Annotated in this window: 19 protein-coding genes, 1 tRNA gene and 1 pseudogene; 15 read left to right on the top strand and 6 right to left on the bottom strand. The window is 42.8% G+C overall.

Features of this window, described 5'->3' with window-relative positions:
- Nucleotides 1–288 precede the first annotated feature (288 nt).
- Complete coding sequence (locus ACEN8J_RS13760; protein ID WP_016819676.1) at nt 289–1,488, top strand: saccharopine dehydrogenase family protein; 1,200 nt, start codon at nt 289–291, stop codon at nt 1,486–1,488.
- 8 nt (nt 1,489–1,496) lie between these two features.
- On the top strand, nt 1,497–2,636 hold the full coding sequence (gene nspC / locus ACEN8J_RS13755) for a carboxynorspermidine decarboxylase (RefSeq protein ID WP_029516665.1): 1,140 nt from the start codon (nt 1,497–1,499) through the stop codon (nt 2,634–2,636).
- Nucleotides 2,637–2,744: 108 nt separating this feature from the next.
- On the opposite strand, the gene ACEN8J_RS13750 is transcribed toward nspC, so the two are convergent.
- Both ACEN8J_RS13750 and ACEN8J_RS13745 read right to left on the bottom strand, forming a co-directional pair.
- Entirely contained in the window at nt 2,745–3,239 is a 495-nt protein-coding gene (locus ACEN8J_RS13750) for a hypothetical protein (protein ID WP_069012171.1), read from the bottom strand.
- Nucleotides 3,240–3,565: 326 nt separating this feature from the next.
- Nucleotides 3,566–4,060, bottom strand: a complete 495-nt coding sequence (locus ACEN8J_RS13745; protein ID WP_039269955.1) for a hypothetical protein — start codon at nt 4,058–4,060, stop codon at nt 3,566–3,568.
- Between the two features lie 286 nt (nt 4,061–4,346).
- On the opposite strand from ACEN8J_RS13745, the gene ACEN8J_RS13740 reads away from it, so the two are divergent.
- Both ACEN8J_RS13740 and ACEN8J_RS13735 read left to right on the top strand, forming a co-directional pair.
- Complete coding sequence (locus ACEN8J_RS13740; protein WP_069012170.1) at nt 4,347–4,862, top strand: hypothetical protein; 516 nt, start codon at nt 4,347–4,349, stop codon at nt 4,860–4,862.
- A 70-nt stretch (nt 4,863–4,932) separates the two neighbouring features.
- Nucleotides 4,933–5,442 (top strand): GNAT family N-acetyltransferase, encoded by a 510-nt coding sequence (locus ACEN8J_RS13735; protein WP_039269957.1) that lies wholly within the window; start codon nt 4,933–4,935, stop codon nt 5,440–5,442.
- Nucleotides 5,443–5,550: 108 nt separating this feature from the next.
- On the opposite strand, the gene ACEN8J_RS13730 is transcribed toward ACEN8J_RS13735, so the two are convergent.
- Nucleotides 5,551–5,985: an N-acetyltransferase gene (locus tag ACEN8J_RS13730; protein WP_039269959.1), complete on the bottom strand. Its 435-nt coding sequence runs from the start codon at nt 5,983–5,985 to the stop codon at nt 5,551–5,553.
- A 394-nt stretch (nt 5,986–6,379) separates the two neighbouring features.
- Here ACEN8J_RS13730 and ACEN8J_RS13725 point away from each other — a divergent pair.
- Nucleotides 6,380–6,464: transfer RNA gene (locus ACEN8J_RS13725), tRNA-Leu, on the top strand.
- A 92-nt stretch (nt 6,465–6,556) separates the two neighbouring features.
- Here ACEN8J_RS13725 and ACEN8J_RS13720 read toward each other — a convergent pair.
- Nucleotides 6,557–7,087 carry an NAD(P)H-dependent oxidoreductase gene (locus ACEN8J_RS13720; protein ID WP_029516670.1) on the bottom strand — a complete coding sequence of 177 codons (531 nt, stop codon included), beginning with the start codon at nt 7,085–7,087 and terminating at the stop codon, nt 6,557–6,559.
- A 197-nt stretch (nt 7,088–7,284) separates the two neighbouring features.
- Here ACEN8J_RS13720 and ACEN8J_RS13715 point away from each other — a divergent pair, with 197 nt between their 5' ends.
- Complete coding sequence (locus tag ACEN8J_RS13715) at nt 7,285–7,641, top strand: winged helix-turn-helix transcriptional regulator (protein WP_029516671.1); 357 nt, start codon at nt 7,285–7,287, stop codon at nt 7,639–7,641.
- A 169-nt stretch (nt 7,642–7,810) separates the two neighbouring features.
- Nucleotides 7,811–8,992 carry an enoyl-ACP reductase FabV gene (gene fabV, locus ACEN8J_RS13710; RefSeq protein WP_029516672.1) on the top strand — a complete coding sequence of 394 codons (1,182 nt, stop codon included), beginning with the start codon at nt 7,811–7,813 and terminating at the stop codon, nt 8,990–8,992.
- Nucleotides 8,993–9,106: 114 nt separating this feature from the next.
- On the opposite strand, the gene ACEN8J_RS13705 is transcribed toward fabV, so the two are convergent.
- Nucleotides 9,107–9,310 (bottom strand): hypothetical protein, encoded by a 204-nt coding sequence (locus tag ACEN8J_RS13705; RefSeq protein ID WP_029516673.1) that lies wholly within the window; start codon nt 9,308–9,310, stop codon nt 9,107–9,109.
- 168 nt (nt 9,311–9,478) lie between these two features.
- Here ACEN8J_RS13705 and ACEN8J_RS13700 point away from each other — a divergent pair, with 168 nt between their 5' ends.
- The 3 genes and pseudogenes from ACEN8J_RS13700 to ACEN8J_RS13690 all read left to right on the top strand — a co-directional run.
- Nucleotides 9,479–10,630: a sn-glycerol-1-phosphate dehydrogenase gene (locus ACEN8J_RS13700; RefSeq protein WP_341039188.1), complete on the top strand. Its 1,152-nt coding sequence runs from the start codon at nt 9,479–9,481 to the stop codon at nt 10,628–10,630.
- A 197-nt stretch (nt 10,631–10,827) separates the two neighbouring features.
- Complete coding sequence (locus ACEN8J_RS13695) at nt 10,828–11,934, top strand: GntR family transcriptional regulator (RefSeq protein ID WP_029516675.1); 1,107 nt, start codon at nt 10,828–10,830, stop codon at nt 11,932–11,934.
- 267 nt (nt 11,935–12,201) lie between these two features.
- Nucleotides 12,202–12,584, top strand: a pseudogene (locus ACEN8J_RS13690) (ribulokinase); the annotation flags it as partial.
- Between the two features lie 206 nt (nt 12,585–12,790).
- On the opposite strand, the gene ACEN8J_RS13685 reads toward ACEN8J_RS13690, so the two are convergent.
- Nucleotides 12,791–13,375, bottom strand: coding sequence for a helix-turn-helix domain-containing protein (locus ACEN8J_RS13685; RefSeq protein WP_007429779.1), 585 nt, complete (start codon nt 13,373–13,375; stop codon nt 12,791–12,793).
- 295 nt (nt 13,376–13,670) lie between these two features.
- Here ACEN8J_RS13685 and ACEN8J_RS13680 point away from each other — a divergent pair, with 295 nt between their 5' ends.
- From ACEN8J_RS13680 to ACEN8J_RS13660, 5 genes are all read left to right on the top strand, one after another.
- Nucleotides 13,671–16,910 (top strand): hypothetical protein, encoded by a 3,240-nt coding sequence (locus ACEN8J_RS13680; RefSeq protein ID WP_449291697.1) that lies wholly within the window; start codon nt 13,671–13,673, stop codon nt 16,908–16,910.
- A 71-nt stretch (nt 16,911–16,981) separates the two neighbouring features.
- Entirely contained in the window at nt 16,982–22,003 is a 5,022-nt protein-coding gene (locus ACEN8J_RS13675) for an RHS repeat-associated core domain-containing protein (RefSeq protein ID WP_449291698.1), read from the top strand.
- A 14-nt stretch (nt 22,004–22,017) separates the two neighbouring features.
- Entirely contained in the window at nt 22,018–22,674 is a 657-nt protein-coding gene (locus ACEN8J_RS13670) for a hypothetical protein (RefSeq protein ID WP_495593581.1), read from the top strand.
- 266 nt (nt 22,675–22,940) lie between these two features.
- On the top strand, nt 22,941–25,199 hold the full coding sequence (locus ACEN8J_RS13665) for a polymorphic toxin-type HINT domain-containing protein (RefSeq protein WP_449291700.1): 2,259 nt from the start codon (nt 22,941–22,943) through the stop codon (nt 25,197–25,199).
- Between the two features lie 28 nt (nt 25,200–25,227).
- Complete coding sequence (locus ACEN8J_RS13660) at nt 25,228–25,557, top strand: hypothetical protein (RefSeq protein ID WP_318626743.1); 330 nt, start codon at nt 25,228–25,230, stop codon at nt 25,555–25,557.
- Nucleotides 25,558–25,581 lie beyond the last annotated feature (24 nt).

Below are 25,581 nucleotides of genomic sequence, written 5' to 3'. Positions count from 1 at the left end.
GAAATAAGATAGTATTAATTCTTTAGGGCTATGCGCATTATATTCAAAAAAACTTCCGTTAAACGTGTGCTGACTTCCCTGGGGTGTATGGGGTAATAGTTGTTTTCTGTTCACTTTACGGAGTTTTATGCCTAATTTTGGGTTTTGTAAAGTTTTTGTGACATGCTCCTGTGAATTTTGACACAGCAAATTATCGTTTTTCTTGATTATTTGGTGGGATGTCTTTATAATCATTTTGTTTGCAAGAATGATTAGCGATTAGCGTATGGAATAAGGAGGTTATTTATTTTGGGAAAAGCATTGATTATTGGCGCCGGTGGCGTGGCCAGCGTTGTGGTGCATAAATGTTGCCAAAACCCAGATGTATTTGAAGAAATTTGTATCGCAAGCAGAACTGTTGAGAAATGCGATGCGCTTAAAGAGAAGCTGGGTGGAGGTCGTACGAAGATTCAAACGGCTCAGCTTGATGCTGACAACACCGACATGGTCATTGACTTGATTCGAAGCTTTCAACCGGATGTAGTTATCAATGTGGCTCTCCCTTATCAGGATTTGACGATAATGGATGCTTGCCTTGAGACAGGTGTTCATTACGTTGATACGGCGAACTATGAACCGCCGGATACGCCGAAGTTTGAATACAGCTGGCAATGGGCCTACAAAGAAAGATTCGAAAAAGCAGGAATTACAGCTCTGCTGGGCAGCGGTTTTGATCCAGGCGTGACTGGAGTATTTACGGCTTATGCTCAAAAGCACTACTTTGATGAAATTCATACGATTGATATTGTGGATGCGAATGCAGGGGACCACGGATATCCTTTTGCAACTAATTTTAATCCGGAAATCAATATTCGTGAAATTACGGCGAAGGGCCGTTACTTTGAAAACGGAGAATGGATTGAAACTGAGCCACTTTCTGAGAAAAAGGTATACGACCTTCCTGAAATTGGACCGAAAAATATATATCTTTTGTACCATGAAGAACTGGAATCTCTTGCAGTGAATATTAAAGGCGTGAAAAAAATCCGCTTCTGGATGACGTTCTCGGACAATTATCTGAATCATTTGAATGTACTTCAAAACGTAGGCATGACTTCGATCGAGCCTATTGATTACGAAGGACAACAAATCATTCCACTGCAATTCCTGAAGGCTATTTTGCCAGATCCGGCTTCTCTGGGTCCAAGAACAAAAGGCAAAACAAACATTGGTTGCATCATCCAAGGTGTGAAAGATGGAAAACCAAAAACGTATTATGTTTACAATGTTTGTGATCATGAGGAATGTTATGCAGAGGTTGGCTCCCAAGCCATTTCTTACACAACTGGTGTTCCTGCCATGATCGGCGCCATGCTTATCATCAAAGGTCTCTGGAAAAAGCCAGGCGTTTACAACGTTGAGGAATTTGATCCAGATCCATTTATGGAAGCCCTAAATAAACACGGATTGCCATGGCAAGAGAACTTTACGCCAACGTTGCTTGATTGAGGTCTGCGATGAATATTGATATTACAGGACTTCCATCACCTTGTTATCTTGTTGACGAAAGACTTCTTGTCAAAAACCTTGAGGTTTTAAATTCCGTTCAAGAACGGACAGGCTGCAGTATTTTGCTCGCTCTTAAGGGATTTTCGATGTTTTCGACCTTTCCTCTGGTTGGCAAATACTTAAAAGGGGTAACCTCCAGTTCGTTGTTTGAGGCTAGACTTGGTCGCGAAAAAATGGACAAGGAAGTTCACGTATACGCACCTGCTTATGTTGACAGTGAATTTGATGAGCTATTGGAGTATGTTGACCATATTGTTTTCAACTCCTTTGATCAACTGAAACGCTACAAAAGCAGAGTGCAAGGCGTAACTTCCAAAAAAATCGACATCGGCATTCGGGTGAATCCGGAATATTCGGAAATCGAAACGCCGTTGTATGATCCTTGCTACAACAACTCCAGAATGGGTGTGACTCTGGCTAACTTTAGACCTGAGGATCTGGATGGCGTGGACGGTATTCATTTTCATACGATGTGTGAACAGAATTCAGATACGCTAGAGCGCACCATTAAAGTCGTGGATGAGAAATTCGGGCCATACATTAAGAACATGAAATGGCTCAATTTCGGCGGCGGTCACCATATTACCAGAGAAGACTATGATCTGGACACGCTGGTACGCTGTATTCAATATTTTCAGGATAAATATGGTGTTCAGGTTTATCTGGAGCCGGGCGAAGCTATTGCTTTGAATACTGGATATCTGGTGGCTACTGTATTGGATACGATGAAGAACGGAATGGATATTGCCATTCTGGATACTTCGGCTGAATGTCATATGCCTGATGTGCTGGCTATGCCTTACCGCCCGAATATCATTGATGCAGGCAAACCTGGTGAGTATGCACATACTTATAGACTTGGTGGGCTTACGTGCTTGGCCGGAGATGTAATTGGTGACTATTCCTTTAAAGAGCCATTGAAGCCGGGAGACAAGCTTGTATTCTGCGACATGGCCCATTACACCATGGTCAAAAACCACATGTTCAACGGAGTCAACCTGCCAGCCATCGCCAGCTACAACGACGAAGAAGGCATTAAGGTAATCCGTCAGTTTTCCTACGAGGACTTTAGTTCTCGTTTGTCGTAAGAAATAGATGTGATTAAATGACTGTACCGAAGAATGAATGAACTACAAAAGCCTCGCCCCTTGAGATAGGGGCGAGGCTTTTTTGTATAGGAAACTGAATTAGTATCTTTATTCCTCAATTTTGGCGGAAATCTTGTACCAGAACAATTGACCGATTTCGTAGCCTGGCACTCCCACTTCTAAGTAGTACTCTTTGCCAGCCTCAAGTTTTTTACCTAAAGTATTCTGTCCTTCTTCTGTTGTTTTAATCATATGACCATCGCTATCTGTTAGAGTCAAATTTAACCATGCATTAGGATACTTATCCCCTTCAATTTTAAAATCAACCCACTTGGTCTGAAAAGCTTTAAATTTATACATATCGTAAGTATCATAGTCTCTTCCTTCAATGAGTTCCCCTATGGTTCCGTATATATCACTACCTAGCCAAACTTCGCTGGCCTTATCATACCAATTGTTAGGCTCCCTGTCAGTTCCATTACCGAAGAGTTGGTTGGTTTCCTTTGCAACTGGTACAGAATCTGCTTCTGCAGCTAAAGCGACACTGGCAGTAGTACTCAACATAAGTGTAAGACCTAATGAAGCTAATAATGTTTTTTTCATGAATAAGAGCCCTCACTTTTTTGGTTTATATTCATTAAGTATACATATTAATTTTAGGTTGTTATTCTATATCATTCACTAAATAATCATATACAAAAAAGAAATAACAATACGTGAGTATAATAGAATTCTTGTTATAAGATGGTGATTTTCCATGATGCAGAAGCTTATACCAGCCATAAGCACGGAGAAGGTGTTAGCGTTCATCCGTAGTTCTCCTACGAGGATAGCTGCGTTTGTGGTAAGACAGGAGTTGTTAAAAGTGGTAAAAATGTGGTCCTGAAAAAGGATCGTGTTTTTTTGTTAACTTCAATTTATCCTTTGATCTACTTGATCGTAGAAGTAATTTTATAGTCGAATAATTGTCCTAACTCAGCACCGGGTGTTTCTACGACCAGGTAGTACCATTTGCCAGCTTCAAGATTTTTACCTAAAGAGTATTCACGATCATTTGCATATCTAATGAAGTGTCCGTTACTGTCAGCCAAACCAAGTCTCAGCCATGTATTAGGGTATATGTCCCCTTGAATATTAAATTGATACCAACCAGACTGAAAGGCTTTAAACTTATAATAATCGGTATTGTCATAACCTCCATCAATGTGTTTGCCTATTTCCCCATAGATGTCGTCTCCTGCCAGTATTTCACTAGCTTCATCGAACCAGTTATTAGGCTCTCTGTCAGTCCCATTTCCAAAGAGCTGGATAGATTCCTTTTGTAAAGCGGGTGCTCCTTCTTGAGCTTCTTGAGCAGATGCAACAGCGGAGGATGTGCTTAATAGAAGTGCAAGACCTAGTGTGGAAAAAACTGCCTTTTTCATTTAATAATCTCTTCCCTTCTTTTGTTTTGTGGGATATATATGATATATTACTAATCCCATCCAGTATTATATAGTGTATTACAATAAATTGGAATAATAAACGAAAATATATATTTTTTTGTCACAATTATGTGTTTTTACAAATTTATTCACCGAACTTCGACATATAAATTGACCAACTTGCTGTATACTATAAAGTTCCATCTTAATATGCTTTCATGAAAAGGGGCATTCTATTTTAGAGGTAACAGAAGCTATGTTATACTCAATAATTGGAGGTGGAAAAATGTTCGACCCGACGGTTTTTGATAATTTAAAAGTGGCTATGGAAAATGCGGTTTACGATCTGGATAATTTGGATTCACGTATTGACATTACTCAGCGGATCGATAGATTGGAAATGTCTGTGATGTCGCGTGAATTTGGCGTACAGTTCAGACTGAGGGAACAGCCGGATGTGATGGCAGAACTTCAACTAAAGATGGATTTAAACAACTTGGCTGCGGAAATTTTGGAAATCAAAGATCAAATTCCGGGATGTGTCTTGTTGCTGAGTTTTTACATGGAAATTCGTGATATTGAGTCACAATGCAGGCGGATTGAAAATATACTGACCGAAATTTGGAAGCCCGATCTTCGATCGGTACAAACGCTTAGTCAGATTTACGGAGAGAAGACACCTACATACCAAAATAGGATTGAACTCCGATTTTCCAGACAAATTAATGAAGATCAGATGGAGGATATTCCAGAGTTATTGGAACATATGTTGCTGACACTTATGGAATTAAACAAGGTCTAAACATCCCTCTTCCTCTTAATAAAGACAGCCTGTCATTTGGGGGATTTAGAGGTAAAGGAGCTAGGAATATATGATAAATGAACACGATTTTTCTGAAATATATGCGATTATGGAGTCTTCTTTTCCAGCATCAGAATGCAGGACGTTTGAGGCTCAAAAGGCTTTACTGAAGCATCCAAGCTATCGTATTATCACTGAAAAGAATGAGCAGGGCAAGGCAGTGGCTTTTTTGGCAGGCTGGGAATTCGCGCATTTTCGGTTTGTAGAGCACATTGCGGTAGATTCCCGTATACGAGGTGGCGGATTAGGCAAAAAACTCATGAGTAGTTTTATCTCACAGTCTGATAAACCGGTAGTACTGGAGGTTGAGCCACCAGGGGATGAATGGACACGGAGAAGGATTGGTTTTTACGAACGTTTGGGGTTTCATCTAAACCATTTTGACTATGTACAACCCCCATTAAGAGAAGGACAGGCTGATCTGCGGCTTCAAATTATGAGCTATCCAGGTGCGCTGGCTGAACAGGATTTTGCTCCGTTTAAAAAGATTTTATATACCGAGGTTTATGGGCTTAAATAAGAGACTACATAGTCAGTTGTATTAAATAAAAGCAAAAGGCTCTGCTTAAGCCGTATTTCTACGGGAGCAGAGCCTTTGTGCTATAAAGCTGTTGGTGCTTCATTATTGTTAATGTTGTGTCCATTTCATCACGAATTCTTTCTCGTCAGTTTCGGTATCTACAGATTCCTCTTGAATGGTAAATCCATTTTTAGTGTAAAAGTTAAATGCTTTCGTGTTTGACTGGTACACCTTTAATTGAATCTCATCATGTTGCTCCTTAACCCAATCTAATAGTAACTTGCCGTAGCCCTTTCTTTGAGAATCAACACGTATAAATAGAGCCGCCAAGTATCCATCCAACATGGAAACGAAGCCGCCGATGCTATGATCATCTTGTATGATAACGTAGTTTTGAGCGAGGGGAAGGTACCTGTTCTCCATCTCAGTAGCTTGTGATGCCCAATACTGCGGAGCAATAAAATGGTGGGCTTCTACGGAAGCATCCAGCCAGATGGCTGCCAGTTCCTTGAACTCTTCTACATTCGCGGGTCTAATCGACATCGTAACGCCTCTTTTCACAGTATGTAATCCTATTCCGATAGTCAAGTATGAGAAAGATGTTGTTGAAATAAAAAAGACCGTCCGAGGACGGTCTTTCTACCCGTGGCGCTTAATTAAAGCTTTGATCCGTATCCCGCGCCTCCGTTAACTCTGTAAATTAGAGAATAACGGACCGGGTAAGGGATACGTTCAACATGTGATTATTGATGTTGACGCACCTCCTTTCCTGATGAACCCATTTTACCATATCTGGTTTGTGATATCCAGTGATTTTCTTATATTTACGGGAATGATTCATAGAAAATATAAGATAAAAATAGCTTGATTTTATGTTCTATGGAAGATATAATCTAAATTACCGTGATTGAAAAACATCGGTGTGAATACATAATATGCGGTCGTGGCGGAATTGGCAGACGCGCACGGTTCAGGTCCGTGTGGGCTAACCCCCCGTGGAGGTTCGAGTCCTCTCGACCGCATCATGCCTAACATTTACAGGTTCTTGGATTGGCTGGATGCCACCAAGAGCCTGTTTTTATATGGGTAAGATGCGTGTACTATTATAACTATTTTATTTATACTGAAATATATATTTGATATAATCCTTTGCACTCTGATTAATGTCTTCGTCACTTGCTTGAAACGAGGCTCCAAAGACAGCGAAATAGGGTAATGTTATGGCGCCAACATGTACTGCGCTTGCTTTAAAAGGTGCTATAACTTCATCAACAGTGAAAGAAACGGAACCAGTAGGTAAGTAATTTTCTTTTTTATCGCCAATGGACATGGCTATCCCTAGCTTCTTTCCTTTTAACTTATCACCTTGTGAACCATAAGCCCATCCGTGAGTAAAAACATCATCGAACCACTTTTTTAATAAAGGTGGGTAACTATACCAATATAAAGGGAATTGAAATATGATATTACTATGTGTTTCAAGTAACTTTTGCTCTCTCAAAACATCAATGCTCCAGTTTGGATACTCTTTATAAATCTCATGAATAGTAATTTCATTGGTATACTGAAGTAATTCTTGTTTCCATCTTTGATTTACTCTGGAATCTTCAATATTCGGATGTGCTAAAATCACGAGAGTTTTCATCATAAATCACCTTTCTTACATAGCATCATTTGTTTTTTGTTGGTACGTCTTATTATTCTGTACGCTATAAAAAAAGTAAATACACACAATAAAGTAATATAGTTACTAGAAAGTGTGCATGGTACTTAGAGTAAATATATGGGATTATAGAATTAATCAGATCAACTTAGTTATTTTAGCGTTGAAGAGGTGGTCGTATGAAACAATATAATTTAGGCATAGAAGCAACACTTGAGATCATCGGAGGTAAGTGGAAATCCTTAATCATATGCTTACTAATGTCTGGTAGAAAGAGGACAAGTGAATTACAGCGCAGTATTCCAGGCGTTTCTCAAAAGGTTCTTATACAGCAGCTCCGTGAACTTGAGAAGGATGGCATCATTGGCAGACATGTGTATAATCAGATGCCTCCAAAAGTGGAGTATTATATAACGGAATATGGTATAACAGCAAATGAAATAATTGATTTAATGTGTTCTTGGGGAAGAGCTAATATCAAAATAAGACAACAGCAAGGAGAAGATGTGATGTTGTTAGAATATGATTCAAAATGAATAGTGGAGTAAAAAAGCGTTATAGACTACGATGTTTGCGGCGGTTTTCTTCGGCTGCCTTCAAGTGCTATGTTATATGTTGAGCCACAAGCTGATTTGCTATATAGTAATGACTGGACAACCATTCCATCCATATTAAATGAATGCCAAAGTAGGGGGACCATTTACAATGATTATTAAACCGAAAATTCGTGGTTTCATATGTACGACTGCACATCCTGCAGGATGTGCGGCTCATGTTAATCGTCAGATCAACTACATCAAAGACAGTACATCAATACAAGGAGCTAAAAAGGTACTTGTGATCGGAGCATCTACTGGATATGGGCTGGCTTCTCGTATTGCTGCGAGCTTTGGGCTGGGAGCGGATACCGTAGGGGTATCCTATGAACGTCCCGCATCAGAGGGGCGCACGGCTTCAGCAGGCTGGTATAATACAGTAGCCTTTGAAAGAGCGGCCAGAGCAGCTGGCTACATAGCAGAAAGCATTAATGGAGATGCTTTTTCTCATGAAATTAAGCAGGAGACATTGAAGCTGGTAAAGGAAAAGCTGGGCAAGGTAGACCTGATTGTGTATAGTGTCGCTTCACCGCGACGGACACATCCCGATACGGGTGAAACTTTTAATTCCGTTCTCAAGCCTATCGGACAGTCTTTTTCTAATAAAACAGTGAATACGAATACAGGTGTCGTATCAGAAATTACGCTGGAACCGGCTACGCAGGAGGAAATTGAGAACACCATCACGGTAATGGGTGGCGAAGATTGGTCCTTGTGGCTAAAAGCGTTGGAAGAAGCTGATCTGCTGGCTGAAGGGGTAACCACACTGGCTTACTCGTATATTGGTCCCGAAATTACGGAGGCTATCTATCGTAAAGGAACCATTGGCCAAGCTAAAAATGATTTGGAAGCTACAGCACATACTCTAACAAAGCAACTGGAACGTTATCATGGAAAAGCCTACGTTTCTGTGAATAAAGCTTTGGTTACACAATCCAGTTCGGCTATTCCAGTCGTACCATTGTATATTTCTTTGCTGTTTAAGGTCATGAAGGAAAAGGGACTGCACGAGGGATGTATTGAGCAGGCACAACGTCTGTTCGAGACGCTATACAGTGGGTCCACGGTGGAAACGGATGAAGAAGGACGCATCCGTCTGGATAACTGGGAAATGAGAGACGATGTACAGCAGGCTGTCAAAGCAGCTTGGTCCGAAATTACTACAGAAAATGTATCTGAATTGGGCGATCTCGAACAATACCGTCTGGATTTCCTCCAATTATTTGGATTCGGGTTTGATGAAATTGATTATGAATTAGATGTTAACCCAGAGGTAGACACGACTTCATAAGTGAATATGTGTAAAATAAAAACGGGTACTCTCAAGCGATGCAATTGGCTTAAGAGGCCCGTTTTTTTATGTATTCTAGCAAAATACAAGTTGCACTCGTTTCACTAACAGCATTTATCGAGAATTAGACGTGGAAAGCGACTTACGGTGCAGCAAGCGAAAAACGGCAATGGTAATGATAATCCCCGCAATGCCAAAGATTGCAACAGAAGTCAGGGCCCGGTAAGCTTGCCAGCCGAACAAAAATGTAATACCACTGCCAAACGTTGTACCTGCCAGTAACCCAAGTGCGCAGGCAATATCCGTTCCAAATTTCATAAACATGTTCCTTTCAAATGTATAAATTAAAAAATAACTTGTACTTTTTCTCTGGACTTAGACACACACTTGTGCGTACAATTAAATAGTAATCGTTTTCAAACGGAATCTATTAATCATTATGTATCATTCTTGTGCAAATTATTCCTTTTTCAGGAGGCTGATGAAATGAATATGAATGAACAGATCAAGCTGTGGAATGAAGAGGCGCAGGCTAGTAACGCTGATCATCCTCACCGAAAGGTTGAATTGTTTATCGAGGTACGAGATGGAGCATTGGAGGCTGTTGTTCCTTATTTGAACCAACAGGATTATCGTCATGTAACTCTGGTAGAAGATGAGCATACTTCGGTTGCGGCAGGAAAAAGAGTGGCTGAGCTGATCCGTGAGGCAGGTTTGACAGTTGATGTAGTCCGTTTACCTCCGAATGCTGTAGGGGATGTCATCGCTGATGAAACCTACATTATGAAGGTGCTGCTGGGTGTGGCGGATAAGAGTCAGGCTGTACTTGCTGTAGGTTCTGGCACGATTCATGATCTGGTTCGCTTCGTATGTTATAAAATGAATCGTCCCTTCTTGTCAGTACCGACGGCTGCTTCGGTGGATGGTTTTACCTCCGCAGGCGCACCACTGATTGTGGACGGTAGCAAGCAGACATTCCAAGCAGTTCCGCCAGAGGCGATCTTTGCTGATTTGTCCGTGCTGGCAAATGCGCCACAGACGATGACTGCCGCAGGTTTTGGCGATATGCTTGGTAAGTTCACCTCACTAGCGGACTGGCATGTTTCCAGAGATTTGGGAAACGAGCCGTATTCGCCTGTGGCTAATCGCATTACCGAGGAGGCTTTGCGTGCCTGTGTAGAGCATGTCGATGAGATTGCGGCAGGCAGCAAGGCTGGTGTCGAGGTATTGATGAATGCGCTGATTGCATCCGGTATTTCGATGCTGATGATAGATCATTCCCGTCCAGCGTCAGGGGGAGAGCACCATATTTCCCATCGAATTGAAATGGATTTTATTGCAGAGGGACGCAAGCAAGTTTTGCATGGTGCTAAAGTAGGCGTAGCATCCGCATTGCTGTCTGACCTGTACAGGGATTTAGCATCCAGTCAAGATGTAGAGGCTTTTAAGGTGTATCAGGCTTTGCCTACGTCGGAGCAGATGCGTGCATGGCTGGCTCAGGTCGGAGGCCCATCTACCATTGCCGAGCTAGGAGTTACGGAGGAACAGCTCGCTCGTGCATTGCGCACGGCTCATACCTTGCGTGATCGCTATACTGGGCTCAAGTATATGAACGAACATCAATTGCTTCGTTCGTAATGTGCAACATCTACGTAAATTGTCCTTAGATATTCAGCCAATCTTGTGTGGCAAGGAAGGGATAAGCGAATGGGTTTACACCTCCGGCAGCAATACGAGGATATCCTGCTCCTGTGACATTTGTATGTACAAATGAACGGTATGCTATAATCGTGGAATATAAACAGGTACACGATATTGCGAGTACGGAGGAAATTATGGCGCCAAAATATATACAAGTTAAACAGGAAATTTTGTCCTGGATTCATTCATCCAGACTTGAGCCGCAAAGTCAGCTTCCATCTGAGCATGAAATGTCTGAACGTTTTGCCGTTAGTCGGCAAACGGTGCGTCAGGCGCTGGGTGAACTGGTGCAGGAAGGATGGCTGTTTCGAATGCAGGGCAAGGGAACCTTTGTCGCGACACGTGACAGTAAACAGCCCGAAGATCCAAAGATTATTGGAGTCATTACAACCTATATTTCGGATTATATTTTCCCATCCATTGTACAGGGAATTGAATCCAAATTGAGTCGCCAGGGCTACAAGATGCTGCTGTCAAGTACAGGTAATGACCCTGAGCAAGAAAGTCAGTGCCTGGAAATGCTGTTAAGTCAACCGCTGAGCGGAATTATTATTGAACCGACCAAAAGTGGAGAGCGTAACCCCAATCTGAACTATTATTTAACCGTGGAAAATCGCCAAATCCCTTATTTGATGATCAATGCGCGTTATGAGGAAATGGATGCGCCATGTCTGCGAGTAGATGATGAAAAGGGTGGTTTTTTGGCGGCCGAGCATCTGATTAAGCTGGGACATCGACGCTTGGCTGGATTTTTCAAAACCGATGATATGCAGGGGATTCTTCGTATGAAGGGATTTGTGGCCGCTCACCGCAAATACGGAGTGACATTACACCCGAACGCAGTAACAACTTACCGGACAGAAGAAAAAAATGAGATTCCGCTACAACGTGCGTCGAGGCTGCTGGCGATGGAGGCGGGAGAGCGTCCTACTGGATGGGTGACCTATAATGATGAGTTGGCTGTTCGACTCCTGGACATTGTACGTTCGGCGGGTCTGAATATACCCAATGATCTATCGCTGGTTGGGTTTGATGATTCGTTTTTGGCGACAGCAACAGAAATCAAGCTAACGACAATTCGGCATCCAAAGGAAGAATTGGGGCTACGTGCTGCCGATACCATGCTGTCGATGATTGAAGAGAAGGGGTACCATGAAGAAGATCGTCAGTTAATTCTACCGCCTGAGCTCATCGTTCGTGAATCTACAGGGCCTGTCCAGGTCATGCCTGGAGAACACTAGGCTGGGAGATCAGTCACTTTTATTACTTAACATGTAAGGACAGGTTAGTAAGTATACAGCTGTAACGCTTCATATTTGATGGGCATGGTTCTCGCCATACCGAACAGTCTGTTTTCTGGATTGCAGAAATAGACTGTTATTGTTATATCTTTTCTGAAAATAAGTACATAAATCTATCGAAAAAACATAAAAAGGTTAGCTAAGTTGTACGTACAAGTATATAATGAAAGCAGAACCAAGAATAAAGGGTCAATGCAATCGGTCTGTAACCGTTCTCTGTTGGTCGACACTAACCTGACAGGGCTTATTGTCGGGTATACGTTGCTGACGTAACCGGACGGGAATTTATTTAAGGTTGCAGCTTCCACCCAAACTCCTGCGCTGGGTGCGGCCATGTTCGCAGCAGTGGCTGCGGGAGCTTAAACTGGAGGTTACAATGATATCGTCGAAGCAGCGCGTCATATGGCCGTGTACGGGACGAGAACTTCAAACCGATCCCTGAGAACGCGGCCGTGTATGATAAGCTGTACGAGGAATACTGCCGTCTTCACGACTACTTTGGACGTGGAGGCAACCCGGTGATGAAAAAGCTAAAGTCCATTAAGGAAGAAGCTGGACGTTCAACTGAAGCGGTAAGCATTCATTCTTAAGATACTGATAAAATATAAGCAAGAAATATTTAAATGCTCTGTTATCTAAAAAGCACAGTACACCGAGGAATCGGTAGACTGTGCTTTTTGCATTTTATATTCTGTGAAATTACATGATGTGAAAGTCTCAGCGAATGAAAGATGGTAATGCGTTCCTTTCAAAGACTTTCATGAAAATTACAATCATTTCTCTTTTACGGACATTTTTACTTTTTCAGCATGGCATCAGCAAACAAAATGGATTTTGGAATACGGAAAAACTGTTCCGCCTGATCCTGGAAAGTTTGCGAAGGAACGGTACCCTGATGCAACCATTTCCGAAATGTACCGGGGTGAACTCCAATCCAATGACTCACATCGGTCACCGAAATATCATGTACCATGCATAGACCCGCCAAAATCCGATTTTTAACCGGAGAACGAGTCACAGTCCGTTTCATAAAACGGGACGGCGCTGGTTGACAGATGAGTGGTGAACGCCGGACAACCTCTTCATTAAATAGGATATGGTGCGGATAACCAAGTGTATTACATGTCTTTTCCAGATTAGTGTTGCCGGGAATGCGACCTTCATATACCCACGCACTGACACTACGGGAGGAAATGGAAAGCTCCTCGGCAAGTTGGGACAGTTTAATGTCATTAGCCATCAAAACGGCAAGCAAAACGCGATTGCGTACTTGACAGCGTGTTGGTTTACGAAAACGTTTGACACGCACGCCTTTTCCCAAATATTTGCGATTGATCAGAGACCACGCCTGAATGGAATGTTTATCTTGTTGTTTAGGCATATACCCTCCGATTTTTTTAAACACATACTACTATACCCGAAGGGGGGTTTGCAAGTGGCTCCTCTCCTGATTTTCTTTTAATCCCATGGGCTTAACCGGTTTATGGAAAATAAGGTCCATTTGGCCTATAAAAATGGAAGTTTAAGGTGCCGACATATTAAAATGTGACATTTTTAATGGAAATGGAGGTAACATGTTCTTCTCTTACAATTGTAAGGATGTACAGAGATAAAAGTGGGTCCTTGCAGCCCGACATGGATTTTTTTGACGAGAAAAAAGGAGGTTATACAGCTAGATGATTTGTAAAAAGGTAATGGTATGGTTTCTGACGGCACTTTTAGCAACAAACACTTTGCTGTGCTTGCCTAGTGTGGCAGGAGCGGAAAAACAAGATTTAAGGGACGGAGTACAACTGGATCAGGCAGGTTTGGTACAGGAGGAGCAGGAGCTTTCTGATGAAACAGTTTCTTTCAATCCGCCTACCTCTGCAACAAACAGCGTTTATAACGCACTCATGATGAGTTTGGCAGCGGTGGAGTATACGTCAATTGTTATCGAACCTGGGGAAACCTATGAATTCGAGAATACAGATACGATCAGTAAGTCCATATATAGCAACGCTTCTCAATCAAAAGGCATTTTGTACGATAGTGTAAGTTACAAAGAGGACGGAGACATCAGCACTGTCCATATGGACTATGGCATAAGCCCCATTGGTGTTCCTGGGGGAGGCACAGCGTTTATTACGAATACAGGAACAGCAGCATTAACCGTAAAAGTAACGGACGTCTTCACCTACAGTACATCGGAGGACCCGGCACTAGAGCGAGTTACGGTCTCTAAAAATGAAAGCTATCGGATTGTGAATGAAGGATGGACTGCCCGTTCGATTCAGCATGATGGGTCAAATGCAGACAATCGCCGTTTTGATTACGCAAAATACAAGGCAGACGGAACTTTATCCGCATCTGATCTTAATAGCATTGCTCATCCCTCTTTGGGTGATGGCGAGGAACTGATTATTACAGGTTCCACTGCCAATGCGGTTACCTTCGGATTTCCATACGGTAAATACAGTATAGAAAGCACCGGCGAGCCGGCTTATGCGCGGGTTACCCTAAATCAGGGAGAAAGCTACCAATTTATCAATGTGGGAACCCGATTGGATACGGTGGAAAGTGACGGTACATCTAAAGATAAACTTGACTATGTTGTTTATCTGGCAAACGGAACAGAGGCTTCACGCGGCAGTGGCACTACGGCGAAGCCGCAGATTGCTGTGGACAGATACGCGGTAATTACCCAGGTCACTGCAAACCCGGTGACATATGGGGCTCCATATCGCAATTTTATTGCCCGTCCAGTGGGTGGAGATGCAATCAGCCGTGTGGAGCTTGAGGTAGGCAAGAGCTACATTTTCCACAACAATGGTACGCTGGTGAATCCGATCTACAATAACTCCAAAAAGGTAGGAAGCTTGTTCGACTATGCTATTTACAAGCCGGATGGAACGGTAAATTCCTCTGGTTTTAACAGCCAGTCTGGTCCCATGATCCCGCCTTCGGGATATGCCATTGTGACTGTGATCGGTCCGAATCCTATTATCTTTGATTATACAGATGATTTTTCCTGGGAAACGAGTAGCCATCCTGCTTTCTTGCGGGTAACACTTTCGAAAGGTGAAAGTTATGCTTTTACCAATATTAGTGATCATTTGAGGAATCTGCACAGCACAGCCAAAACTGTTAAAGGAAAATTTGATGTGGTCCTGTATAAAGCAGATGATACAGAGCAATCCAGGCGCAATACCGGGAACTCAACCTTTTTGGTTGGTGCAGGTAAAAAGGCTAGTGTGACGGTAACCAGTGACACGCCAATCACGTTTGGGGGTATCTATCGGAGCTTTAAGGCCAGCGAAGATGATAATGGTATCGGGCAAACGACGCTGGAGCCGGGAGATTCGTATGAGTTTCGTAATCATGATAGTCAATCGAATTCATTGCGGCATGACAAAAGCAGTGGCAATGCACACTTTGATGCTGCAAGTTATAAAGTGCTTCGATTACTGACATCAGATCATTTCAACAATACAGTGGACCCAGAGATTGTCGCTGGCGGTAAAGCCATTGTCACCAATGTATCCGATCGGCCAATTACCTTTACCTATAGCAATAAGGTGGAGGCTTTGCTTAGCGGGCAGGCTGCCTTCCATCGAATTACACTAAAACGCGGTGAAGGCCGGAAATTTATAAATGTAAGCACTTTGGACAAGGCCCTAGACGTCATTTCAGTCAGCGGTATGAAGTGGAATTACATGAATTACAAGGCAGACGGGACGGTATACAGTCAGGCCAGTGATACGACTCAATTGCCGTTGGTACAGGCTGGAGGTTATGCCATTGTAACGACGGTCTCGGATGTACCCGTGACTTATGGAGCTGTGTTAGGAATATTCGACGTTGAGGATGCTCAGGTGCCGACAGGCAATCAGGTTACCATCAAGCAGGGAGAAAGCTATGTATTCCATAATGTTGGCTCACAGGCTTCCTCATTAACCACAGATGCTTCAAACGAAAGCCGTCTCTATGACTATGCCATGTATGGAGAAGGTAGCGGTGTGAATTCCAAGGTGGATAGGGCAGGTATGGATGCTTCTCTACCTGAAATCTCACTTGGAGCAGGAGGTACGCTTGTTGTAACCGTCACTTCGCCGCAAGCTGTAACCATTCATTTCAACAATGACATTAAAGCAGATCCAAGCACAGAACCAGCATTATTAAAAACGTCTTTGTCTGGCGGCAAGCAGGAAGTATGGATCAATCGCGGGAGCCAGGAAGCACCTGTTTTGACGAATGCGAAAGCAACGGGTGGAACATATCAGTTCACTGTTGCAGATCGTGCTGGAAAAGTGATTAGAGAACATAAAGAGGCGACAGATACTCAACAGCAAGTGCCAGCTAACGCAAATATTCATCTTTCCGTAGCTGCAACTACTCCTGCTGTTAACTTTGGAGCGCCTTATCGTGTGTTTGCTGTAAAAAATAACGATGACAGCAAGCTGGACGAGCTAATTGAGCTTATAGATAAGGAAGCTGACTTTACGGTAGGCCAACAAGGGAAATATCGGTTTACACCCAAAGAAGACGGGATTTACCGTTTTGCGGTGAAGGAGAAATCCAACTTTGCTGCGCAGCAGCCAATTCTAGCCTTGTTTACGGACCCTGATTTTAGTAGTCAGCTTGTCTCCTCAACTGAGCAAGCACAAATATATGGTTGGGATTACACGGTCTTAGAGTATGAGATGAAGGCAGGTCAAACGGTTTATGTGAAGCTGTCAGAAATTAATAGCGGTGCATTACAAACTGTAATTAAGGCAGCCCATATGGCGCTTGGCAAAGATACTTCATACGAATACGGCAAAGGAAACCGACTGAATAAAGTTATTTTATTCACCGGTGATCAAATTCAATTGGATTATGATTTAAACGGAAACGTCATTAAACGGACAAAAAAGGTATTTCCTTTTACAGATTAAAAGGATGTCTTGGCTTCGGAAAAATATAACAGATCATTAGATGTATAGGCATTATTAATAGGGGTGAGCGAGTGTTTAAACGTTATATTTGTAGTCTACTATGTGTGCTGATGTTGCTGGGTCCATGGAGCACATGGGCATATGGAGAAGAAGGACACGGAGAGGCAGCAGCTTCTCAATCTTCTTCGTCTTCTACTCCGCAGATTATTACCAGAGCATGGCTTGCACAGCAAACAGGTAAGGATCAGGCTTGGGTCAATGCACAGTTATCCAAAGGCTATACCTTATATGATATTTATAAAGCATGGCAAAAAGATGGTGGAGAAAATTCATTACCAGAACAAAGTCCAAGCTTGTGGGTACAGCAGAATGAACTGACATTGGGCATAAATGCAAAGGTGGAGCCTTCCGATGAGTCGGCTGCGCTGAAGGAGGGTGAAAAGCCCGCTCAGGCTACCCAGGATGAAAAGGCAACTCAACATCCACTTGATAAGGAAGAGGGTAAAGAGCCGGCTCCAGACACGACTGAGATGGTTATCCCATCTATACCCCGAGTAAATGATTCCGTATATGCTCCGACTCCAGGAGAAAGCGGACTGATCGGGCAGGATTTATTTAAACAAAGTTTGTTGCAGGTATCAGCTACAACAGATGTGTATGCTCCTTTTGATCAGGCGGCGCTTGCACAAAGCAGGTTGAGTGATGATACGTCTCGTTATGGAATGGACTATGGTGACAACAGTGTGTCCACCGCTTCAGGACAGCTCGTTGTTCAAAATACGGATTTGGTACTGCCCGGGTCATTGCCCTTTGCATTGACTCGTGTGTATAACAGTTCATTGGCAAATAATCAGATTGGTGTGCAGCAAAATGAAGGGTTGTATACAAACACAAGTGCCATCCGCGAGGAAGAAGCAGCTTCTGGTCTGGGGAGAGGCTGGAAATGGGATCTTCCTCATATGCAGAAACAGGATGGTAAACGGTATTTGTATATTCCGGGAACAGGCTCCTATGAACTGAGAGATGATTTGCAGCTAGAAGGATATGCGTACAAAGATCTGAAGATCAGTACAGATCAAAGCGCAAGTGTGCAGGGAGTAAGCAGTGCATACAAAATAGCAGTGCTGAATGGAAATGACTATTATATCGATCAGGACGGTTATTTGATTTTAATCCAGGATGCGTATAAGAATCGGGTGGAGTTTGATTATACAAGTTCTGGTGGAGTAAAGCTTATTCGATCGATTCGAAACAGTGATGGCAAAGAGCTTGACTTCACTTACAATGCCGGGCAAATTGTTGTTAAAGAGCAGGGCACGGACCATCAGTACACCTATCGCCAAAGTGGCGAGGGAAGCAGCAAGGTGCTGTCAGAAGTATTGGATTCTCTTTCCCGAAGCACAAGCTATGCGTACACATTTATGGATGCTCCTTTTAATGTAGTCGTAAATGGTGAAGGAAAGACTGGAGCTCTACAATCCAATGAAACCGCGCTCCTTACACGAATTGTACGACCTACTTCATCGATTACAGACATTCGGTATGAAGCCTATAACAAGCAGATAGGCGTATACGGTACACAAGGCGTGTTTAAGGTGGCTTCACGCGCTGATATGTACAGTACAACTGCCGGCGATCGTTTTTTAAATAAACTTGATTTCGCGTATTCCGGAGAAGATCTAGCAAGTTATGGCAAAAATGCTGAGTGGACGGTGGTTGCTAAAGGGACGCGTACAACAGAAACCTTCCATTTTGGTAAAGTCTTTAGAGGTGATAATACACCAGACAAGCTTGTTCTTAACCGCTATGATCAAGAGGGTGATTCTACCGGCTATCATATAAACTACATATATAATGATGCCATGGACTGGAATTTGCCTGTGCAAATGCAAGAGTCGTATACGGAGGGAGGTTCTTCGTCAGAACCTGTAACCACCTCCTATGACTACAATGAATATGGTCTTCCACTAAAAGTATCCCAAAGTACTGGATTGGAGACTGTTCATACGTATAAAACCTCTAGTGAGCCTTTTTTCTGGATTCAACCTACCCAGACGGTTACTAAAATAAGTGAAGGAAAAACTGGAACGACAGTTCGAACTTATAAAGCAGAGGGTACATTGTATGAACTGAAAAACTATGAAGGTACAGAGCAAGGGAAGCTTTTATCAGATACCTATACTTTTTACAATGCAAAAGGGAATGTAAGTGGTCAGAAAGTTCTTATTGATGACAGAAACTATACGGATGTTTCGATTGATTATAAATCTCCCTATGGTTCTCAGCTCCCAACAAGACAGCTTTTGCCTAAAGGTGTTGAGTATACGTATGATTATTATCCGACTGGGGAAATCAAGTCCCAAACAGATGCCAAGCGCAAAACAGAGTCCTACGTATATGACGCTTTGGGACGTGTAACGAAGGTTACTTATCCGGATGGAACTCAGACGGTTGTGGTGTATAAGGATGATACGAACGATGTCACCGTCACCGGACCAGATGGAGTAAGTGCTGAAAGAATGTATAATCCATTCGGACAGATGCTCCAGCAGCAGGTGGGTGATGCGATTTACGGATATGGTTATGATGATCATGGAGATATGGTAGAAAGCACGGATGCTGAACAAGCAACCACTCGCTATGCCTATGATGCCTTTGGACGACCTGTGAAGACGACCTATGCGGATGGAACCACAGATACCGTGACTTATAACGCAGTGGATCGTACTGTTACTCAGACGGATGCGTCCGGTTATCGTGTGCGTGAAGTATCAGATGCTTTAGGTCGTGTGACTTCCACACAAGAAGCTAAAAATGGATCATTTCAGCCGCTGGAATCGTTAGCTTATAATTATGCGGGTATGGTCACTAGCCGTACAGACGGTAATGGTCAACGCACGCTCTATGATTACGATGCTTTGGGACAAATGACCTCGGTCACTGATCCATCCGGACAGCAGGTCAGCTATGTGTATGATCTAGCCGGAAATTTGAAGACCGTTCAGTTTCCTGATGGGCAAAAGAATGTGTATTCATACGATGAGCTGGGTAGACGTACGTTACTTGAGAAATCAAGCGGAGGAACTACGTTAAATATTTACGATACAGATGGAAACATCACCCGTATGTTGACAGGAAAATCGGAGGCCATTACCTTTCAATATAACGCTGACGGATTAGTTACCGAAGCGGCGGGTCCCGATTTTAAAACCAATTACACCTATGACAGCGCAGGACGAAGAAAAAGCATGACTGATGGTCAGGGAACGACCTCCTATGCCTATGATCCATCAGATGGAGCCTTGACTGGGCTGAAGTACCCTGATGGTACGCACATCAGCTATGAATACAACAAGCAGTCTCGTACAGGCTATGTGCTAACAGATGCTGCTGGCACGTCTATGCACGTTCAATCCAAGCTGGACAGTGTGGGCCGAGTTACTCAAATGGACATTAGCGCTGGGGCCGGTGCGGCAAATGTACAGAGTTTGGGAGAAGCGAGTGCTGCTGCGGGCGGATCATTGGATCGAATGACGTTCGATTATGCTCCTAATGGTTTGCTGAAAAGCCAGTCTTCGAGCAGAGGGCTGAGTACGCGATTCAGCTACAACGGACTGGATTTATCCGGGGTTACGGTGGAGCACGGTGGTACGTCGCTACATCAATTTGGGTATGAACGGGATGGGAATAAAAACATCATCGGACGTACACAAAACGGAACAACAGACCAGTTTGGATATGACCCGTCAAACCGTATTGCCAGCGAAGCCGCTGGTGAAAAGAATAAGACCTATGTCTACGATCCGAATGGAAACCGAAGTGCTGAAGGCAGTGGCAAAGTGTTCGGCATGAAAAATGCTGAATATACGTATGATTCTGCCAGCCGTCTGACAAAGGTGACCGGTGAAGGCAAAGAGGTAGGGTACAGCTATAACGGAGACGGTCTACTGTACGAGCGTACAGAGGGCGGCAAAACGACTCGGTATTACTATGACGAAGAAGCGAAGCTGATTGCAGAAGCCGAGGTCCAAGGTGAAACAGCCAAGATCACTTACGCTTACGTGTATGACTTGTCCGGTCAACTGTGGGCCAGACAGGACAAGGCAAGCGGGCAGTTGCAATATTATCAGCTCAACGGTCACGGTGATGTGGTAGGTCTAAGTGATAGTTCGGGCAAGGAACTGAATAGCTACAGCTACGATATTTGGGGTGGACCGGAGAAGGTCAAAGAGACCGTTCCGAACGTGTTGCGTTATGCTGGTGAGTATTGGGACGATACGACCGGGCTACAGTACCTGCGGGCTCGCTGGTACGATCCAGGCACAGCCCGTTTTATGGGCGAGGATACGTATCAGGGAGAGATCAGCAATCCTCAAAGCTTGAACTGGTATGCGTATGCAGCTAATAATCCGCTATTCTATGTGGATCCGAGTGGACATTTTTTTGAAACCAGAGATTATCAAGAGCTTAGAATATTACTAAATGAAGCCAGACTTAAATCGAGTTCCAGCAAGAAGAATCAGAATTATCAGGTATACAAGGATTTCATACGAAAACGCTACGATTTTGTGTCCATTTATGGAGGAGCAAACCAGTACAATTACTTATACGATCTGTTAACGGGAACCAGTGCATATAAGAATAGTTCTGGCAAATCTGATTGGGCTAAAGATCAGTTGTTAAGTGCATACCAAAAGTGGACAGATGCCGAAGTCCTTGGTATGGCCGCGATGGGTATGATTGGTAATTCTGGCGGAAAGTCTGCTGGCCGAGTAAGAACGGTAGGCTTTACAAAAATCAGCTTTAAGACAGATTTGTTTAAGCGATATGAGAGCCATGTATTCTCAGCCGATCATATTAAAGATGGGATAATGAAATTAGGGAAAGATAGACAATCAATATTCAGCAGTATAACTGAAAAAATTGGTTCAGTAGATTCCTCTAAGTTTAAACAAGGTTCGAACCAAATGCATACTAAAATTAACGGATATGATGTAACGATAAGGTTTTACGTTAATGAAAATGGTACAGTAATTAACGTGAATACCTTTACGGGAACTGCTGATAGGGTAATCGGGAACCTCATTAAATAAATTGGAGTGACAAAATGAAAGATATAAAATTGCAAGATACTATATCTAAATTAGTTGCTAATCGTGATTTTCTTGAGGAAGCAGAAAGGTTGATGCTAGATTATTTGAAAGTACATCCGGATGATGTTGATGGCTGGGCTAGATTGGTCATTTTGGAGACACTTTCTCCGATTGAAGATTATGAACGAGCTACTAGGTATCTCAACGATGCTTTATCCTTTCACAAAGATAATTTGTTGTTTTTTGTTTTAATATTGTTCTTTTCCGAGTGGTATTTAGGTGGCTTAGATGAAAAGCTGATAGGGAAAGCACTTGAACTAAAAAGTACAGTGAATTGTGAAGTCTCCTCCATGTTGTCCTATATTCTTGCTTGGCATTATAAGAGTATGGACATTTGTAAATTTGATTCATTTTTAAATGAGTCTATACAAGAGTGTCCGAAACATGTTACTAACTTTACAAATTTGGGGATGCATTATCTAGGAAAGGGAGATAAAAAATTAGGGGAAGATTTGATTCGTAAGGGGTTATCAAACGTTGAATTAATTTATATAGATTCGAATGTTGATTATGATCCACTCGATATAGTTCGCTTTGTTAATGAAAGGATAACTGGAGTATTTATGACTGAAGATACGTATCACTCTCTTAATAAATTGATACAAACCTAAATGTGAAAGGCCTAAAAAGGGAAAGGGTAAATTCCTAAGAGTGTCGCCTGCAAGTTCTTTCCTTCTCTATACAAGATTTAAACATTTAGCCACAATGCGATATAGTTTTGTATTGTGGCTTTTATTGTAACTCATCTATAATTTTGAAATAAATCAGAACGATCACTCTTTCAGCATATTGTAGACGGGTTGGTTACCAAAGCAGCGGAACCAGTTTTAAAAACAAACAAATTATACCTAATGACAGCGCAGGACGAAGAAAAAGCATGACTGACGGTCAGGGAACGACCTCCTATGCCTATGATCCATCAGATGGAGCCTTGACTGGGCTGAAGTACCCTGATGGTACGCACATCAGCTATGAATACAACAAGCAGTCTCGTACAGGCTATGTGCTAACAGATGCTGCTGGCACGTCTATGCACGTTCAATCCAAGCTGGACAGTGTGGGCCGAGTTACCCAAATGGACATTAGTGCTGGGGCCGGTGCGGCAAATGTACAGAGTTTGGGAGAAGCGAGTGCTGCTGCGGGCGGATCATTGGATCGTATGACGTTTGATTATGCCCCTAATGGTTTGCTGAAAAGCCAGTCTTCGAGCAGAGGGCTGAGTACGCGATTCAGCTACAACGGACTGGATTTATCCGGGGTTACGGTGGAGCACGGTGGTACGTCGCTACATCAATTTGGGTATGAACGGGATGGGAATAAAAACATCATCGGACGTACACAAAACGGAACAACAGACCAGTTTGGATATGACCCGTCAAACCGTATTGCCAGCGAAGCCGCTGGTGAAAAGAATAAGACCTATGTCTACGATCCGAATGGAAACCGAAGTGCTGAAGGCAGTGGCAAAGTGTTCGGCATGAAAAATGCTGAATATACGTATGATTCTGCCAGCCGTCTGACAAAGGTGACCGGTGAAGGCAAAGAGGTAGGGTACAGCTATAACGGAGACGGTCTACTGTACGAGCGTACAGAGGGCGGCAAAACGACTCGGTATTACTATGACGAAGAAGCGAAGCTGATTGCAGAAGCCGAGGTCCAAGGTGAAACAGCCAAGATCACTTACGCTTACGTGTATGACTTGTCCGGTCAACTGTGGGCCAGACAGGACAAGGCAAGCGGGCAGTTGCAATATTATCAGCTCAACGGTCACGGTGATGTGGTAGGTCTAAGTGATAGTTCGGGCAAGGAACTGAATAGCTACAGCTACGATATTTGGGGTGGACCGGAGAAGGTCAAAGAGACCGTTCCGAACGTGTTGCGTTATGCTGGTGAGTATTGGGACGATACGACCGGGCTACAGTACCTGCGGGCTCGCTGGTATGATCCAGGCACAGCCCGTTTTATGGGCGAGGATACGTATCAGGGAGAGATCAGCAATCCTCAAAGCTTGAACTGGTATACGTATGTAGCCAATAATCCACTAATCTATGTGGACCCAAGCGGACATTATTTTGAGACCATTGATTATCAAGAGCTTAGAATATTACTAAATGAAGCTAGGCTTAAATCGAGTTCCAGCAAAAATCGGGATTATCAGGTATACAAGGATTTCATACGAAAAAGATATGATTTTGTGTCCATTTTTGGAGGAGCAAACCAGTACAATTACTTATACGATCTATTAACGGGAACCAGTGATTATAAGAATAGTTCTGGCAAGTCTGATTGGGCTAAAGATCAGTTGTTAAGTGCATACCAAAAGTGGACAGATGCCGAAGTCCTTGGCATAGCTGCGATGGGGATGATCGGTGATTTTGGCGGAAAGTCTGTTGGTAGAGGGAAGTATAGCGGTAAAATAAAATCAGGGAAATGTAATTGTTTTACAGCGGGTACGAAGGTTCAAACAGACGAAGGGGAGAAGAATATCGAAGACATTGAGGTCGGAGATAAGGTTCTCGCCAAAGATGAGAATAATCCTGATGGGGAGTTGGCTTACAAGGAAGTAACAGCTTTATTCCGCAACCAACGTGATGATATTATTAAATTGAATGTTGGAGAGCAAGTCATTGAGACGACCAATAATCATCCATTCTATGTTGAAGGAAAAGGTTGGGTACTTGCAGATGAACTTCGAGTGGGCGATAAACTCCAAAAAGCTGACGGAAGCAATCTAACGATTGACAAGGTAGAGTTTGTCGAACAAGATGAACTTGTTACAGTTTATAATTTTGCCGTTGCTGACTACCATACGTATTATGTAACCGATTTAGGAATTTGGGTACACAATACTAATACGGGTGATTGTATTATTAAAACAGGTGACAAGACACCTGGAGGTCATTCATTTAGTGAACATGGTGCAGAACGTGCAAATGAGAGAGGGTTTTCATCTCAAACGATTGACAACATAATAAACAACAATAAAAAGAATAGGAAAAGTAAGGTTGATGACCTAGGGCGGAAAACATGGGAATATACAGATGCTCGGGGCAATAAGGTTGTAACCAACGAAAGTGGAGGAATTATTTCTGTCCATTCTCCTGCTTCGGGGGGCGTTTATATTCCTAAACCTTAATAATTATAGTTGGAGTTGATAAGAAGAGATGAATAAGGATGTATTATTAGAATTATCAAAGAATCTAAATACTGAATATGAGATAGGGATTTGGTCAGAGACAACGGACTTCTTTGAAAGACAGGATAATATCGCAGATTTTTCTGTTAAATATGATGATGGTCAGTATAATATTGTGATTAAACTAAAAGAGTTTAACTTAAATGCGGCAAAAACCATATTCGCCTCATTAGTACGATTTATAGAGTATAAATCGACATTCTATGTGAGGGAAGATAAAAAAGATTCATTCGTATACTACCTGCTCTCTTCAACTGATAGCAAAAAAGCTTTCTTGTTTTATGTAGTTATTCAATAAGTTTGAGACCTTGAGGGCGGCAAT

It is taken from the genome of Paenibacillus sp. Paensp38, from assembly GCF_059491915.1.
This window is presented reverse-complemented; position numbering and strand designations above follow the sequence as displayed.

Bases quoted from the DNA above. Each gene is read 5' to 3' on its own strand.
- nspC (WP_029516665.1), top strand. From the start codon at position 1,497: ATGAATATTGATATTACAGGACTTCCATCACCTTGTTATCTTGTTGAC.
- ACEN8J_RS13750 (WP_069012171.1), bottom strand. From the start codon at position 3,239: ATGAAAAAAACATTATTAGCTTCATTAGGTCTTACACTTATGTTGAGT.
- ACEN8J_RS13745 (WP_039269955.1), bottom strand. From the start codon at position 4,060: ATGAAAAAGGCAGTTTTTTCCACACTAGGTCTTGCACTTCTATTAAGC.
- ACEN8J_RS13740 (WP_069012170.1), top strand. From the start codon at position 4,347: ATGTTCGACCCGACGGTTTTTGATAATTTAAAAGTGGCTATGGAAAAT.
- ACEN8J_RS13735 (WP_039269957.1), top strand. From the start codon at position 4,933: ATGATAAATGAACACGATTTTTCTGAAATATATGCGATTATGGAGTCT.
- ACEN8J_RS13730 (WP_039269959.1), bottom strand. From the start codon at position 5,985: ATGTCGATTAGACCCGCGAATGTAGAAGAGTTCAAGGAACTGGCAGCC.
- ACEN8J_RS13720 (WP_029516670.1), bottom strand. From the start codon at position 7,087: ATGAAAACTCTCGTGATTTTAGCACATCCGAATATTGAAGATTCCAGA.
- ACEN8J_RS13715 (WP_029516671.1), top strand. From the start codon at position 7,285: ATGAAACAATATAATTTAGGCATAGAAGCAACACTTGAGATCATCGGA.
- fabV (WP_029516672.1), top strand. From the start codon at position 7,811: ATGATTATTAAACCGAAAATTCGTGGTTTCATATGTACGACTGCACAT.
- ACEN8J_RS13705 (WP_029516673.1), bottom strand. From the start codon at position 9,310: ATGAAATTTGGAACGGATATTGCCTGCGCACTTGGGTTACTGGCAGGT.
- ACEN8J_RS13700 (WP_341039188.1), top strand. From the start codon at position 9,479: ATGAATATGAATGAACAGATCAAGCTGTGGAATGAAGAGGCGCAGGCT.
- ACEN8J_RS13695 (WP_029516675.1), top strand. From the start codon at position 10,828: ATGGCGCCAAAATATATACAAGTTAAACAGGAAATTTTGTCCTGGATT.
- ACEN8J_RS13685 (WP_007429779.1), bottom strand. From the start codon at position 13,375: ATGCCTAAACAACAAGATAAACATTCCATTCAGGCGTGGTCTCTGATC.
- ACEN8J_RS13680 (WP_449291697.1), top strand. From the start codon at position 13,671: ATGATTTGTAAAAAGGTAATGGTATGGTTTCTGACGGCACTTTTAGCA.
- ACEN8J_RS13670 (WP_495593581.1), top strand. From the start codon at position 22,018: ATGAAAGATATAAAATTGCAAGATACTATATCTAAATTAGTTGCTAAT.
- ACEN8J_RS13665 (WP_449291700.1), top strand. From the start codon at position 22,941: ATGACTGACGGTCAGGGAACGACCTCCTATGCCTATGATCCATCAGAT.
- ACEN8J_RS13660 (WP_318626743.1), top strand. From the start codon at position 25,228: ATGAATAAGGATGTATTATTAGAATTATCAAAGAATCTAAATACTGAA.